The organism is Candidatus Accumulibacter contiguus, from assembly GCF_036625285.1.
In the GTDB taxonomy this organism is placed as follows: domain Bacteria; phylum Pseudomonadota; class Gammaproteobacteria; order Burkholderiales; family Rhodocyclaceae; genus Accumulibacter; species Accumulibacter contiguus.
On the sequence record NZ_JAZKUC010000003.1, the window covers coordinates 43,771 to 59,079 of the forward strand.

Below are 15,309 nucleotides of genomic sequence, written 5' to 3' on the forward strand. Positions count from 1 at the left end.
CCGGTAATCGGCGGGTACAGATCTTCCGGCTTCCCACTTAAAGCGGGACAGTCATGCTACCGATAGAGTCTGAGGATGAAGGGAGCTGAGGAGATGGGAACTGGTTGCCGCATCTCCTGTATCATCAGTTTTATGACAAAAAAACTCTACGACTCAAGCCATACGGACAACCAGCCGCGTCATTTTTGCCGCACTTACAGACCAGGGAAAACGAAGCCTGCGTGCAGTGGGGGAATTAATTCATCGCCCGAAAAGCAGTGTTCATCGCCACCTGCAAGCGCAAGCCCGTAGGAACCGACATCCTGAATCGGGGTTTTGGGAAACCGAAGAGGGGGAGGCATGGCTGAGATTGCTGGTATTTGCTGTGCTGTACACGTTCGGGCTGCAACATCATGTGGGGGCGGGTGCCTTGTCGGATTTCTTCCAATTGATCCGCCTTCATACCCATGTGGGGGTGTCTCCCAGCGCCTTGCAGACCCAACTCAGCCGGATGGAAGCGCTGTTGCCCCTGTTTCAGCAACAGTGTGAAGCCTCGGTACCGACGCGGACACGCCAAGCGGTGGTGGCCGCGGATGAGACGTTCTTTGGGGAGATTCTGATCTTGGTGCTGATGGATTTGTCCTCGGGCTACCTATTGCTGGAGTCGATTCAGAAGGACCGGGGTTTCGATACCTGGTTTGCCCAGGTGACCCCGCGCCTGGAAGCACTGGGTATCGAAGTCAACCACGCCATCAGTGACCGGGCGAAGGCCCTGATCAAATTAGCGGTCACAGGCTTTGAGTGTACCTCGGGCGCGGATACGTTCCACGAGCAATATGGCCTCAGTCGCTGGTTGTCACCGGCCTTGGGACGTCGAAAAGCCAAGGCGGATCAGTGCTGCGAACTGGCCCAGAAGGCCCTTGATCAGCCGTCGCGCGGAGCCAGTACCGAGGAAAAGGCGGCTTTGGCGGCACAACAGGCCTGTGCCTGGGAAGCCCGCGCGCAAGTGGAACAGGCGCAGCAAGAGTACCAGAAGCAGTTGCTGGGAATCGCCGAGGAAATCCATCCCTTCTCCCTGGAGGAGAATACTCGCACGACGGCGGAGAGCGTAGTGGCAGGACTGGAAACGCGAGCACAGGCCCTGGAAACTCTGGCGGCGCAACAAGGGATCCAGGATACCCGTTCCGCCCTGAAGAAGTTCCGTGCCCAGATCGGCGCCTTATCGAGTCACGTCAGCTTTTGGTGGCTTTGGGTAGAAGAAATCCTGCTGGGCTGGTCTCTGGATGAAGCGACTCGGCAATGGCTGACGAGCAAGCTGTTGCCCGTACTCTATTGGCACTACCAAATGCGGAAAACGCAAAACAGGGTTCACCGGAAACGGTATCAGGAGGCTTGGCAGCGAGCATTAGAGGCCTGGAAAGCAGACCCGTTCCATTCGGGATTCTCCGAGAGTGAGTTGCAGCGCTGGCTAGAATGGGGGGAATGGATGGTGCGACAGTTCCATCGCAGCTCCTCCGCCGTCGAAGGGCGCAATGGCCGCTTGTCCCAGTTGTATCATAACGGGCGAGGTCTGACGAAATGCCGCCTGGCTGCGCTAACGGTTATCCACAACTATGGGGTGAGACGTAGTGACGGCACTATCGCAGCCGAACGTCTGTTTAGCACCTCTTTCCCTGATCTTTTCGATTGGCTGCTCAACCAGATGGGGGAACTTCCCTTACCGAGGAAGTCCCGCCACCGGGTTGTGCATAACCCATTGAAGTTAGAGATTGTCCCGGCTTAAGTGGGAAGCCGATCTTCCCCAACCCGGACGATCAGGTCTTCGAGCCGGCCGATGATTTCGTTGGTCTTGCCGCGGACCGGTTGGTCCAGGAATGATGCAAGATACAGCATTGTTTGCCTCCTCTCGCCGCCAGAGCGGCATAAAAAAACCTCCAACACTGCAAAGGTGTGGAGGCCAGGAGGCTGGAGGCGCGGTTTCCCCGTTACGGGGCTGCGCGCTGGGTGATCGCTGGTTACACCGCTGCCGTGGTCAAGCCACGCCGTGTTGTCGAGTCGGTTGATCTGGGTAAACTGCCCACGTTGGTTGTCTCTTTTTTAAGAAGTCGCGCATTTTCGCACAAGTATTTTGTTTTGCAACATTTTTTTCGTTTTTTTTCGTGCTGGTTCTGCTACTTTCGCAAGTGCAGCATGGGGGGCTAGAGCAGCGAAACGATCTCCCCCGTCTGTTGCGAAACGATCCTTGACAGCGCCGCCATCAGTTCCTCGTCATGGCGCGTGTCTTGCCAGCGACTGCCGTCCCAGTGGTAATGGAAGCCGCCGCTTCTGGCGGCAACCCAGATCTCCTGCGCAGCGTCGTGCCGATTGACGATGATCTTGCTGCCGTCGGAGCACTCGATTTCGAGCACGCTGTCGCTGACCATCGCAAAATCGAGATCGGCGCCGCTACGTTCCAGCGCGCCTTCGATCTGCTGGAACGTTGCCTCGGCGAGCGCGTTGAATTCCTTGTCATTCATCCTGTGCTACCATCCCCAATTTCTCACACCGACCCATGTGGCAACCTCTTGCGCTGGCTTTGCTGGCAACCCTCGTGCTTGGCGCCTGTGGCACCAAGGGCAGTCTGACCTACCCGCCGCTTCCGGCGAAGCCGACTACTGCGGCAACTACCAAACCTGCAGCGAGCACGGCAAGCGACGCCACGACTGCAAAGGATTCTAACACGCCTGCGGAGCCAGCCCGATGAGTGCCTTCACCTGTCAGGATGGCGTACTGCACGCCGAATCCGTCTCCCTGATCGACATCGCCGAGCGCTTCGGCACCCCCTGCTGGGTCTACTCGCGGCACGCGCTCGAAACGGCTTTCGACGAGTTCCAGCAGGAACTGATCGGCCTCGATTCGCTGGTCTGCTATGCCGTCAAGGCCAACTCCAACCTCGCCGTGCTGGACGTCTTTGCGCGCCGTGGTGCCGGCTTCGACATCGTTTCGGCCGGTGAGCTCAAGCGGGTGCTGACTGCCGGTGCCGACCCCCGGAAAATCGTCTTCTCGGGCGTCGGCAAGACGGCTGCCGAGATGGAACTGGCGCTCGGCACCGGCATCCTCTGCTTCAATGTCGAATCCGCCGCCGAGCTCGAACGCCTCGATGCGGTCGCCGCAAGGGCCGGCAAGAAGGCACCGATCAGCCTGCGCGTCAATCCGGACGTCGACGCAAAGACTCACCCCTATATCTCGACCGGCCTCAAGGAAAACAAGTTCGGCGTCGCTTGCGCCGACGCGCGAGCGTTGTACCGGCATGCCGCCACCCTGGCGAACCTCGAAATCACCGGTATCGACTGCCATATCGGTTCACAGTTGCTGCATGCAGCGCCCTTTGAGGAAGCGCTCGACAAGCTGCTGCTGTTGATCGATCAGCTCACGGCGGACGGCATCGTGCTGCATCACATCGATCTGGGTGGCGGCCTCGGCATCCGCTATCGTGACGAAGAGGCGCCGACCGTCAAGGCCTACCTGCAACCGATGCTCGAGAAGCTCGAGGAGCGCCAGCTGCAGGTTCTGCTCGAACCCGGACGCCGCCTGGTCGGCAATGCGGGTCTGTTGTTGACCCGTGTGGAATATCTGAAACCTGGCGAAATCAAGAATTTCGCGATCGTCGACGCGGCGATGAACGACCTCGCCCGTCCGGCCCTGTACGGATCCTGGCACGACATTGTTCCGGTCGCCGTTCGGAACGAAACCGCCAGGTCGTGGGACATCGTCGGCCCGGTTTGCGAATCGGGCGATTTCCTCGGCCACGGCCGCCAACTGGCGCTCGCCGCCGGTGATCTCCTGGCGATCCTGTCGGCCGGCGCCTACGGCATGGTCATGAGTTCGAATTACAACACCCGACCGCGTGCGGCCGAAGTGATGGTCGACGCCGCCGCTGCCCATCTCGTCCGCCGCCGCGAAACGGTCGAGGAACTGTATGCGCTGGAACAGCGGCTGCCGTGAGCAGGGCGGCGGGGAACCACGTTCGGAGAAAGCATACCGTTGATACCCCTGAGGCATCTGGTTTGCTCCCACGTCAAAGAGGCCAGACTCATCCCGATCGCGACTCTCGAAAAGACCTGGCCGTCGACGCCGATTGCGGAGTTGTCCGGAGTGGTAACCCATTGAAATTAGAATCTGTCCCGGCTTAAGTGGGTAGCCCTGCCGGCGCAGATGCTTGCCGATGCCTTACCCAAACAGAAGGAGATGCCCGATGAATTCCCCCCGCGAACCCGATCACGAACTGGAAGACCGCGTGGCGCGCCGCCTGCTCGACGTCTTCATCCGCGTCGGCCTCGTTTTTGCCCTCGTGTGGCTGTGCTTCCACTTCTTCTCGCCGTTCCTGACGATGATGCTGTGGGCGCTGATCCTGGCGATCACCCTCTATCCGCTGCAGCAGATACTCGCGAACTGGATCGGCGGCAGGCAGGGGCGTGCGGCGACGCTGATCGTCGTCCTCGGCCTCGGCCTGATCGTCGTGCCGACCGTGATCCTGGGCAGTTCGTTCGGTGATTCGGTGCATGAGTTGATCAACGGGGTAAAGGACAACACGCTCAGTCTCCCCGCACCGCCCGCAAGCGTCGCGGAACTGCCGATCATCGGCAAGAAGGCCCATGCCGCCTGGTCGCAGGCTCACAACGACCTGCCCACACTCGTCAAGAACATGCAACCCAAGATCGGCGAATTGGCGGGCAAGGCGCTGGGCATCGTTGCCAGCCTCGGCGGCGGCCTGCTCAAATTCATGTTTTCGTTCATCGTCGCCGGCATCATGATGGCCTTCGGTGAATCGGGAGGCCTCGCCATGCAGGCGATCTTCGAGCGCTTCGCCGGCGTCGCCCGCGGCGCCGAGTTTGCCCAGCTCGCGACCTCGACGGTGCGCGCCGTTGCCTCGGGGGTCATCGGCATCGCCTGCATCCAGGCGCTGTTGGTCGGCATCTCGCTGATCATCGCGGACGTCCCGTTCGCGGGTGCGCTGGCGCTGGTCGTCCTCCTGCTCGGCGTCGCGCAGGTGCCTGCCGCCATCGTGACGCTGCCCGTCATCGGCTGGATGTGGACGAGCGGCGACTACGCGACGACCCCGGCCATCGTCTATAGCGTGTTGATCATGGTCGCCGGCTCGGTCGACAACGTCCTGAAGCCGTTGATGCTCGGCCGCGGCGTCGATGCGCCGATGCCGGTGATCCTGATCGGCGCGCTTGGCGGCATGGCGACCGATGGCATCCTCGGCATGTTCGTCGGCGCCGCAGCACTCGCGCTGGGCTACCAGATCTTCATGCGCTGGGTCGATGACAACCCGGAGCGTGCGCGGCAACCGGCCGCGGGCGGGCCGGGTTCCATGACACTCTGACCCGGTGAGGAAACGCCCTGCCGGGGCGTCCGGCCGTCCGCTTTCCTTCCTCGCCGCGGCGCTGCTGCTCGCCGGCTGCGCCGCCGTCGGGCCGGATTTCAAGCGGCCCGAAACGCCTTGGCTCGCCGACTGGTCGGGCGGTTCGCTGACGGCGCTGGTCGAGGAAAAACGCGGCAGGCCGCGGACGCAGACCGAGGAATGGTGGCGCAATTTCGACGACTCCGTACTCGACGCGCTGATCGCCGAGGCGCAGCGCGTCAACCCGAACGTGCGCACGGCCGGCATGCGCATCATGGAGGCGCGCGCGCAACTGGCGATCGCCGGCAGCCTGCTCTACCCGCAGCAGCAGCAGGTGACCGGCAAGCTCGTGCGCATGGGAACCGAGGCGAGCAGCGGCCCGGACACCGCGCTGACGGCGTACAACATCGGCTTCGGCGTCGGCTGGGAAATCGATTTCTGGGGCAAGTTCCGGCGCAGCATCGAGGCCGCGGATGCCGGCTACTTCGCCACCATCGCGCAGTACGACGACCTGCAGGTGCTGATCGCGGCGCAGGTCGCGACCCTCTACGCGTCGATCCGCACCCTCGAAATGCGGCTGACGATCGCGCACCAAAACGCCGCGCTGCAGAAGCGCAGCCTGGAGATCACCGAACGCCTCTTCAAGCACGGCAACGACTCCGAACTCGACGTGCAGCAGGCGAAGTCGCAGTACCTCGGCACCCTCGCCGCGATCCCGCAGATCGAGGGCAGCCTGCGCCAGACGCAGAACGCGCTCTCCGTGCTGCTCGCCCGCCCGCCGGGTCCGCTGCCTGAAATGGCGGCCGGCAAGGAGCGCATTCCGCGGACCGAACTGGCGATCGTTGCCGACATGCCGGCCGAGATGCTGCGCCGCCGCCCCGACGTGCGCGCCGCCGAGATGCAACTGGCGGCGCAATCGGCGCTGATCGGGGTCAGCGTCGCCGACCTCTACCCATCGGTTGCGCTGCTCGGCTCGCTCGGCGTCTCGTCGACGTCGCTGTCCGGGGCACCGAGGAAGTTCGACTGGGCGATCGGCCCCAGCCTGGTGTGGAACGTCTTCGACTTCGGCCGCCTGAGCAACGAGGTGCTGGTGCAGGACGCCCGCTTCCAGCAGCTCTACGAGCAGTACCAGGGAACGGTGCTGCAGGCGGCGCGCGAGGTCGATGACGCGGCCGTCGGCTTCGTCGCCAACCGCGCACAGGTGCCGCTGCTCGAGGAAGCGGTGAAGGCGGCGCAGCGCTCGCTCGACATCGCCACCATCCAGTACCGCGAAGGGATGGCCGGCTTCGAGCGCGTGCTCGATTCGCAGCGGGCACTGTTCAACCAGCAGGAACGGCTGGTAAACAACCTCGGCAACGTCGCGCAGAGCCTGATCACGCTGTACAAGGCGATGGGCGGCGGCTGGCAGCAGGCGCGCGGCCGGCCGCTGGTCGACGACGCGACACGCGAGACGATGGCCGAGCGCAGCGACTGGCGGGACCTGCTGGCGGTGCCGCTGCCGTCGCCCGATGCCGCCCCGTCCCAGATGACACCGGAGAGGGAAGAACGATGACCGAGGAATCGCCCAGCCAGAACCCGTCGACCGCGACCGGCGGCGAAGCACCGCAGCCGGGCAAGGCGACCCGGATCGGCGCAACGGTGGTGCTGGCGCTGATCGCCGCCAGCCTGCTCTGGTATTTCGCCGCCGACCGGCTGACGCCGCACACCACGCAGGCGCGGGTGCAGGCCTTCGTCGTGCCGGTCGCGGCCGAAGTGGCGGGCAAGGTGCTGGCGGTGCACGTCAGGAACAACGACGAGGTGCAGGCGGGGCAGCCGCTGTTCGACATCGATCCGACCCAGTACCGGATCGCACTGCAGCGCAGCCGCTCGGACTACGAGTCGGTGCAGCGCTCGGTCAATGCCTCGGCGGCAACCGTCGAGGCGGCACGCGCCTCGCTGCAGGCGGCGCAGGCCAACCACGTCAAGGCCGACAAGGATGCGACGCGGCAGGAAACGCTCTACGCCGAGGATCCCGGCGCCATTTCGGTGCGCCGGCTGGAGGTCGCGCAGGCCACCCGGATCCAGGCGCGCAGCCAGGAAAAGGCCGCCGAGGCCGACCTGCGCAAGGCGCAGGAAGCCGCCGGCGAGAGCGGCGACAACAACGCGCAACTGCGTAGCGCGCGCTCGGCGATCGAGAAGGCCGAGTTGGACCTGGCGCACACACAGGTGGTCGCCCCCGGCCGTGGCGTCGTCACCGACCTGCGCACCGATGTCGGCCATTTCGCCCAGGCGGGCGCGGCGGCGATGACGCTGATCGCCATCCACGACCTGTGGATCAACGCCGACCTGACCGAGAACAACCTCGGCAATATCGATCCCGGCGACGCGGTGGCGATCGTCCTCGACGTGCTGCCCGGCGAAGTGCTCAAGGGCCGCGTGCGCAGTGTCGGCGGCGGCGTCAGTTCCGGCCAGCAGGCGCCACCGGGAACGCTGCCGACGATCCAGAACAGCCGCGACTGGCTGCGCCAGGCGCAGCGCTTCCCGGTGGCGATCGAGTTCGACACTGCGGAAGCGGAGCATCTGGGCAGGGTCCGCCCCGGTGGCCAGGCCGAGGTGATGGTCTTCACCGGCGACAACGTCGTCATGAACCTGCTCGGCGCGGCCTACGTCCGGCTGATGAGCCTGCTCTCCTACCTCTACTGAGCGACCGATGATCGCTCCGGCGGACAAGGCGGTTCTGCGGCTGGCGGTCGGCCTCGGCCTCGCCGTGCTGGTCGCCTACGGGTTCGCGCTGCAGATGCCGCACGTGGTCTGCCTCTTGGCCATGATTGTGTTGTGCAAGCCGGGCCCGCCGATTCCGCCGCTCAGGGTGGCGGCCTTTGCCCTGCTGCTCGCCGGCCTGCTGGTGATGGGGGTGCTGATGGTCCCCCTGCTGGAAAACTACGCGCTGTCCGCGGTCGTGCTGACCGGCGCGATCCTGTACGCGCTGTTCTTCTTCGGCATCCGCACCGGCAACCCGCTGACCATGCTCCTCGTCGTGGTTTTCACGCTGATCCCGGTCGCCGGTGTTGCCGAGCAGGCACTGGTGACGGTCATCAGCGTGACGATCGCCGCCGGGATCGCCGTTGGCGGCCTGGTCGGCAGCCTGTCGCACGCCTTCTTTCCCGACCCGCCCGGTGCGGCAGCGAAGGTCGCCAAGGCGCTGCCCCCCAGCCGCGAGACGGCGAGCTGGATCGCGCTGCGCGGCACGTTGGTGGTGATGCCGGTGTTCATCCTGGCGCTGACCGACCCCTCGTTCTATCTGGCGGCGATCATGAAGACCGCCACCCTCGGGCAGCAGGCGGGTTCGACCGACACCCGCTCGGCCGGCAAGGAACTGGTCGGGTCGACGCTGATGGGGGCGGTGATGGCCCTGGTCGTCTGGTGCGGCCTGTCGCTCTGGCCCAACCTGTGGATGCTGCTGCTGTGGATGATGGCGGCCGCCTTCTGGGCCGGCGCACGACTCTTCGGAGTCAGGCGCACGGGCTTCCCGCCCGTGTTCTGGAACGATGCGCTGATGACCATGCTGATCCTGCTCGGTCCGGCGATCGAGGACAGCGCTGGCGGCACGGGGGTACTGGCGGCGTCCGCGGTCCGTGTCGGCCTGTTCGTCGGCGTCGCGCTCTATGCCTGGGCGACGGTCTGGCTGCTCGAACGCTGGCGCGCCTCAAGACGCGAGGCCCTGTTCTTCCATAACGGCTGAAGAAGGAGAGCCGCATGATCCTGATCGACCTGGCGATCGGTTTGCTGACCATGATGGGGTTGTCTGATCATCAAGGTGTTGTGCCACAGAAACCGACCTGAAACGCTTGCGGCGTTCGCCGAGCTTTGCCCGCTTCGCAGCAACACTGCTTACGGAACTGCCGTAAGCAGTGCTCCGGCAGAAAACCCTATTTCACCTCCAGCAAACTCTCATCCCACTTGGCATGCTTCTCGAAACCAAGCAGATGGGTGATCGTCGCTGCGATGTTCGACAGACCGGCGCTTGGCAACTGCTTGAGACCCAGCCTGCCGCCAGTGACCGCATCGTAGAGGATGAACGGCACCGGATTGAGGGTGTGCGAGGTCTTCGCCTTGAATGATCCGTCCGGATTCTGTGCCGGCTGTTTGGTTTTCTTGTCGATTTCGTACATCTCGTCGGCATTGCCGTGGTCGGCGGTGATCAGCGCCACGCCACCGAGCGCCTGGACCACCGGCAGGATGCGCGCCAGTTGCAGATCCACCGCCTCGATGGCCATCGTCGCGGCACGGAAACTGCCCGTGTGGCCGACCATGTCGCCATTCGCGAAATTGCAGCGCAAGGTTCGGTACTGGCCGCTGTTCAGGGCTTCGATCATCGCATCGGCGATCTCGGCGGCCTTCATCCACGGCCGCTGTTCGAAGGGCACCACGTCACTCAACACTTCCTGGTAGGTTTCGCCATCAAACTTGTTCGAGCGGTTGCCATTCCAGAAATAGGTCACGTGGCCGAACTTCTGTGTTTCCGAACAGGCAAACTGGGTAATGCCGGATTTGGCAAACCATTCGCCCATGGTGTCGAGGATGGCCGGCGGATCGACCAGGAAGCGCTTGGGAAGCTTGAGGTCACCGTCGTACTGCAGCATCCCGGCATAGGTCACGCTGGGCACGCGGATGCGATCGAACTTGTCGAAACTTTTTTCTTCGAAAGCGCGCGTGATCTCGATCGAGCGGTCGCCGCGAAAGTTGAAAAAAATTACCGAATCGCCGTCTTCGATGGTGCCGACGGGCCGGCCATCGCTGGCGATGACGAACGGCGGCAGATCCTGGTCGATCGTTCCCGGCAACTTGACGCGCAGCACCTTGACCGCTTCCGACGCGCTCTCGTACTGCTCGCCTTCGCCGAGAACATGCGTGTGCCAGCCTTTCTCGACCATGTTCCAGTTCGCTTCATAGCGGTCCATGGTGATGTTCATGCGGCCACCGCCCGAGGCAATGCGGGCATCGAAACCGTCGCGGCAGAGTTCGGCGAGGAAGGCCTCGAAAGGCAGCACATACTCGAGCGCACTGGTCTCGGGGACGTCACGCCCATCGATCAGGATGTGAACCCGCACGGCCGGCACGCCTTCTTCCCTGGCGCGCAGGATCATTGCCCGCAAGTGGTCGATGTGGCTGTGCACATTGCCATCGGAGAACAGACCGATGAAGTGGATCACGCCACGGCCCGCCCGGGCGCCAGCGACGATCTGCTGCCAGGCAGCGCCTTGCCAGATCGAGCCGGAAGCGATGGCGTCGGCGACCAGCGATGCGCCCTGGCTGTAGACCTGGCCGGCACCGATGGCATTGTGACCGACCTCGGAGTTGCCCATGTCTTCGTCGGAAGGCATGCCGACGGCGACGCCATGGGCGCGCAAGGTGATGTTCGGGTAGTTGGCGAAAAGGCGATCGAGGGTCGGTTTTCTGGCAGCCGCAATGGCGCTGCCGACATCGGATTTGGCGATGCCGTAGCCGTCCATGACGATCGTCACGATCGGGCCCTGAATTCCAGGGAAAGAGGCGGACTTCTGCAACATGATGGATTCCTGGGGAAGTAAAGAGGTGTGAGCACAGGCCGCTACGAATCGGAAATCAGCGGCAACGGATCCAGTATACCGCAAGCCATGCTCCCTGGCTTGATAAACAATCTCATTTGAAAACGGGTACTTGCAAAATATTTCCAGGGGACGCCAAGGGCGCTTGCTGGAGTTGCAAGGGTGGCTAGAATTCCTGGATGCCGACCCTGGATGGCGAGCGCTTGATCCGGATGCGCACGCGCTTGCGGATGCGCTGGACTTTCGCCTGCTGGCTGCTTTCGGAGCGAATGCGGTGCCTTTGCTTCCTGCGCCGGCGGCTGGCGAAATACAGTACGATCTTGCCGATCACCAGGAAAAAAATCACTACCCAGAACAAGGGGTAGCCAAGGACTTCCTTGATGAACTCGATCCACTCGCGCATGGTTTCAGGATCATGCGACGCTGGGGGCGCACTGCGAATGGCTGCGCGCTGTTGCTGATCGGACAGGCGGACATCGCGTTCGACGATGGCCAGCGAGGTGTCAGCGTGCCCCAAAGTCAGCGCCCCACCCTGGGTGGAATAGTGAAACCCCTCGATGCCGGCCAGCGAGAAAGTGACCCGCCCTTGCGAATCCTTGTTGGCATCGAATGCTGTGCTGATCGTTTCAGCCATCGACTCCTGCAACTCGTTAACCACCGTGGCGATTGCGTCGGCGGGTGCTGCGGCTGCGGTATGGGCGGCCTGCGCCCGGCCCGGTATCGCGGCTGCCGGCTGCTGTCGGGGTTTTCCTCCGAGCATGGCAGGCGGTACCGCGAACCATGGATCCGCTTGCTCGAAGCCGGCCGGGTCTGAACTCCCATCCACAGCGGGCTGTAGCGGTCCGAACCGGAGATCTGGCGACTCCATGCCGCTGGCGGACCAGGTGGGTGAGACGAAGTGTGGATCGGTCGCCAGCAATGATGCTTGCAGATGTTCCGGCGAATGATCCACGCCCACAAGTGCTGCCGAGTCCAGCGGATGCCGGTGGCGGCTGCCGGTTGCCGCCGACAGGCTGCCAGCATCGTCACCAATGGGGTAGGCCAGCGCGCTGGTCGCAAGCCAGATGACCGTCATCACCGCCAGTACCACCCGGTATCCTGTCCGACGCAAAATCATTCTACAGATCTGGCCCATCCGGGAATAGAAGCAAGAATCGATCCGACCTCGATGAAGACCTTAAATGAAGGCCTTAAATCAATCGGCTGTCGGACACATTATGGCCGGCCCGGTGGCAAGTGTAAAATTTTCCGACACTCGACCAGCATTTCCATTATTTGTTCGGACGTAACTACTCAGGTAAAATTGTTATGTAAAAACAATTGGTTAGAAACATGAAAACAATGGCATAAATTTGCAACCACTTGATTCTAAATCAGTCCCATTCGTCATTATGCTATTTCAATATTTGCAACGTGTTGATTTTTAACAAGATGCAGTACCTGAGTAGTTACGTTCGGACAAGACCGGCACGCTGCCCGAGAAGCAGATGGCGGTGCGCAAGATCTACACTGGCGGATGGTGCGCAGGCCGAGAGTGCCGTCGCGCTGGAAAAATGCGCTCACCCCCTTGCTCGCACGCCGAAATTCGCTATAATGCGCAGCTTCCACAGCGCGAGGGCTTCCTCCGCCAGCCAAAGGGGAAGCGCGGCACCATCGCAGGATGTTTTCAGCAGCACGGAGTGGTAGTTCAGTTGGTTAGAATACCGGCCTGTCACGCCGGGGGTCGCGGGTTCGAGTCCCGTCCACTCCGCCATAAATAGCCAGAAAAGCCAGTCGTAGCAAGGGTTTCAGGTTTATGCGAATGGGAATCCCATCAAATGGGATGCGCTTGCATGGCATGGCGTGAAATCCGGCCGGAGCTCAGTTCACGGCGGAGCTACCGAAGCTTCACAAACAATTCGGTAGGCAACGCACCTCCTTCGACGGCAACGCGCATCTCCACTACCTCTCTGATTTGAGCGTTTGCTGATTTGGTGAAATCGAATGCCACTGGAGGCTGTCTTGCACCTGACAAGGCAGGTACACGCCAGTAGCTGACTCCCTGGTCCAGCCGAACCGTCAGCGTCTTGCCATCAGAAAACCTGGCTTCCAGTACGCGGCCATGCTGCACCGAGAACTTGTTTGGCACCAGGACTGTCGTGCGCATCCCCAGGTACTCGAACGCCCCTCTTGCCACTGCGTTGCGGACACTCAGGTCAGGCCAATCTGCGAAGACGCGGTTGAACACGCGGCTCTCACCACCGCTGCGAACGGCGGTTGTCGTTATCGTAAGCTCCGGGTCGTCCCATCGCGCCTGTCCCACGATCGCCTTGAGACGGCTGACCAGATCCACCAGCAGCGCAATTGACAACGGAGTAAAGAGGTAGCGGTCACTGTAGGTGATCGCCACCACATCCGCGCTGGAGTTCTGGAGTTGCTGCAACGTCTCATGGTGTTCGTCCGAGATGATCTGCCACAGCCTCGTCCCGAATCCCTGGAGCGGACCATCTACCTGATGATGCAGAACGATCTCGCGGTCGCCTGCTGCAAATACCTGCGGCCTGATCTCGGCTGATTCAACCCTTGTGCTCACGGTGTCGGTTCCGCTCGCCAGCGTGCCAATGACCAATGGCGACCTGGAAACCCCCCATTCCTCATTCGGTACCATCGACTCGCCGTCCGTACTGGCCCACGCCACGCCAGACGCCCCGTGACTGACCTCGGCAAGGATGCAGGCGCCAGCAGCGCGCGGTAGCGCGGTCGTCAAGCCAATGCTGATCCCGGGGTGGTCGGCCAGACTCGACAAAGCAAACCGGTTCGCTTCGGAAAGCCTCTCAAACAAGGCCTTCTCGATCACGATTTCGATCGGACGGGCAAGTGCCGCGAGGCGGTAGGCGACCAGCCTGAGCGAGGAAGCCGCAAGATCGACGCTGTCCGACGAGCCGCCCGCGAACAGGCGTGTTTGCAGCGCATCGGGATGGCTGCTTTCCCGCAACACCGCCGCCACCATTCCCGAGATCTCGACCTTGGAGCTGTCCCCGAAGTAGCGAAGCGATTCGGGAATCTTCAGCATGTCCAGCCAGTCGGCCGACACGACAGTCAAAGCCGCAAATCGGTCGAGCACACCGGCCTCGAATCGTTGATCGAAATCGAGGATGCAATGTGGGCAACTGCTGTCGCACGCCTTCGGGCAATCCAGACGCTTGGCGGCTTCCCTGAACATGTCGTTGATCAGACGTTCGGCGCTCGACGAATAGCCTGCAGCATACCGATCGAAGACGAAAACGGACTGGCAGCGCTGGTTGTCCGCGGCGCGGGTTTCCTGAACGTCGCATCCCAGCTCGCCCGTCTGAACACCAAGCAATGCAGCAAGTGCATCACGTAAAGCGACGGCAATGGTCAGGGCGATGCCACGATGGCTGACCCACTGGCCATTGAGATCGCGAAGCTGAATCTCCAGAACATCCGTGCGCACCTGATGGCCGAGCGCGATGCCAGTCTTGATCTGATATTGATTGGTGCTACCGGCGCACACCCGGTCCGTGGCTCGGCTGCGCAGCTTCTTGTGTTCTGAACCTGGTGCGAGAGGCTTTGGCGGCTTCCCGTCCGCAAGCATCGGCTCGGCACGTCCGCAACTCAGGCACAGAGCGTAGCCTTTGCCATGAAGACCGGCCGAATGGTGATACACACGCCCGTCTGTGGTCACCCGAAACCGCCCCAAGGCCGGATTCGGCATGGGAGACCACTCCCCTCTTGCACTGATCCACAGACGCTCGACCGGGACAAACTGCTGCCTCGTCACGTCGTTGTGCGGCTCTTCATAGAAGTCAACCGAAAACCCGGCTGGTTCAAGGAACTGCTGGATATCGTTGGCTTGTACCCCGGCACCGCAAGCGTCACAGTTCGAGGCAAGCTTCAGCGACATCGTCGTGCCACTCGCGCCACAGCTTCGACACCGCCACGCGAACTTGATCGCCTGGGTTTCCCTGGCGCCCTCCTGATCCGCCGGGATATGCCAGTTCAGGGTAATTCCCGCCGATCGATACACCAGACCGTCCATCACCAGTTCGGCACCGGGAGCGTACTCACGCAGAGCGGTCACCAGGTCTCGGCTGGCGAGATCCCGCTTCTGAAAACGATTGTCGTCGCGGCCACGTTTGGCAGGCCCGTCAGGCGGCGGTAGGCGCCTCGCAGCAGTGACTGTCGTGTTGTCAAAGCTGGCAATGGATGTCGGGAATCCATAGCCTGGAAGGAAGCCCTGGGTCGCCAGCTCGCGTAGAAGATACTCCTCGGCCAACCGCTTTTTCTGGAAGCCGATGGCCTTCGCAGCCGGATCGGTTGTGGCCCCTGGTCCCAAGCCGGATTCCTGCTCAATGAGCGCCTGCCACTCGGCCTGCC

General features: G+C 62.4%; 11 protein-coding genes and 1 tRNA gene. 8 read left to right on the forward strand and 4 right to left on the reverse strand.

Annotated features, from left to right (window positions below; all coding sequences use genetic code 11):
* Positions 1-226 precede the first annotated feature (226 nt).
* Entirely contained in the window at positions 227-1,762 is a 1,536-nt protein-coding gene (locus V5B59_RS25255; RefSeq protein ID WP_332351228.1) for a DUF6399 domain-containing protein, read from the forward strand.
* A gap of 415 nt (positions 1,763-2,177) precedes the next feature.
* On the opposite strand, the gene cyaY is transcribed toward V5B59_RS25255, so the two are convergent.
* Positions 2,178-2,495, reverse strand: coding sequence for an iron donor protein CyaY (gene cyaY, locus V5B59_RS25260; protein ID WP_034908303.1), 318 nt, complete (start codon positions 2,493-2,495; stop codon positions 2,178-2,180).
* 35 nt (positions 2,496-2,530) lie between these two features.
* Here cyaY and V5B59_RS25265 point away from each other — a divergent pair, with 35 nt between their 5' ends.
* The 6 genes from V5B59_RS25265 to V5B59_RS25290 all read left to right on the forward strand — a co-directional run bounded on the left by V5B59_RS25265 (position 2,531) and on the right by V5B59_RS25290 (position 9,086).
* Entirely contained in the window at positions 2,531-2,722 is a 192-nt protein-coding gene (locus V5B59_RS25265) for a lipoprotein (protein ID WP_248595033.1), read from the forward strand.
* The gene (gene lysA, locus V5B59_RS25270) at positions 2,719-3,963 is read left to right on the forward strand and encodes a diaminopimelate decarboxylase (RefSeq protein ID WP_034908306.1); all 1,245 of its coding nucleotides are present in this window, start codon (positions 2,719-2,721) and stop codon (positions 3,961-3,963) included. The genes V5B59_RS25265 and lysA overlap by 4 nt, the downstream gene beginning before the upstream one ends.
* Positions 3,964-4,213: 250 nt before the next feature.
* Positions 4,214-5,347 carry an AI-2E family transporter gene (locus V5B59_RS25275; protein WP_169071672.1) on the forward strand — a complete coding sequence of 378 codons (1,134 nt, stop codon included), beginning with the start codon at positions 4,214-4,216 and terminating at the stop codon, positions 5,345-5,347.
* Positions 5,348-5,351: 4 nt separating this feature from the next.
* Complete coding sequence (locus V5B59_RS25280) at positions 5,352-6,917, forward strand: efflux transporter outer membrane subunit (protein ID WP_169071673.1); 1,566 nt, start codon at positions 5,352-5,354, stop codon at positions 6,915-6,917.
* A complete protein-coding gene (locus tag V5B59_RS25285; RefSeq protein WP_169071674.1) occupies positions 6,914-8,047 on the forward strand; it encodes an HlyD family secretion protein in 1,134 nt (377 codons plus the stop codon). Before V5B59_RS25280 ends, V5B59_RS25285 begins: the two co-directional genes overlap by 4 nt.
* A gap of 7 nt (positions 8,048-8,054) precedes the next feature.
* Positions 8,055-9,086 carry a DUF2955 domain-containing protein gene (locus V5B59_RS25290; protein WP_211203508.1) on the forward strand — a complete coding sequence of 344 codons (1,032 nt, stop codon included), beginning with the start codon at positions 8,055-8,057 and terminating at the stop codon, positions 9,084-9,086.
* A gap of 187 nt (positions 9,087-9,273) precedes the next feature.
* Here V5B59_RS25290 and gpmI read toward each other — a convergent pair whose 3' ends face one another.
* Together gpmI and V5B59_RS25300 are read right to left on the reverse strand one after the other, a co-directional pair.
* Positions 9,274-10,914, reverse strand: coding sequence for a 2,3-bisphosphoglycerate-independent phosphoglycerate mutase (gpmI, locus tag V5B59_RS25295; RefSeq protein ID WP_169071675.1), 1,641 nt, complete (start codon positions 10,912-10,914; stop codon positions 9,274-9,276).
* 184 nt (positions 10,915-11,098) lie between these two features.
* A complete protein-coding gene (locus V5B59_RS25300) occupies positions 11,099-12,022 on the reverse strand; it encodes a hypothetical protein (protein ID WP_034908869.1) in 924 nt (307 codons plus the stop codon).
* A 586-nt stretch (positions 12,023-12,608) separates the two neighbouring features.
* On the opposite strand from V5B59_RS25300, the gene V5B59_RS25305 reads away from it, so the two are divergent.
* A tRNA-Asp gene (locus V5B59_RS25305) sits at positions 12,609-12,685 on the forward strand.
* 123 nt (positions 12,686-12,808) lie between these two features.
* Here V5B59_RS25305 and V5B59_RS25310 read toward each other — a convergent pair.
* Entirely contained in the window at positions 12,809-15,013 is a 2,205-nt protein-coding gene (locus tag V5B59_RS25310) for a DUF1998 domain-containing protein (protein WP_169071676.1), read from the reverse strand.
* Between the last annotated feature and the right edge of the window lie 296 nt (positions 15,014-15,309).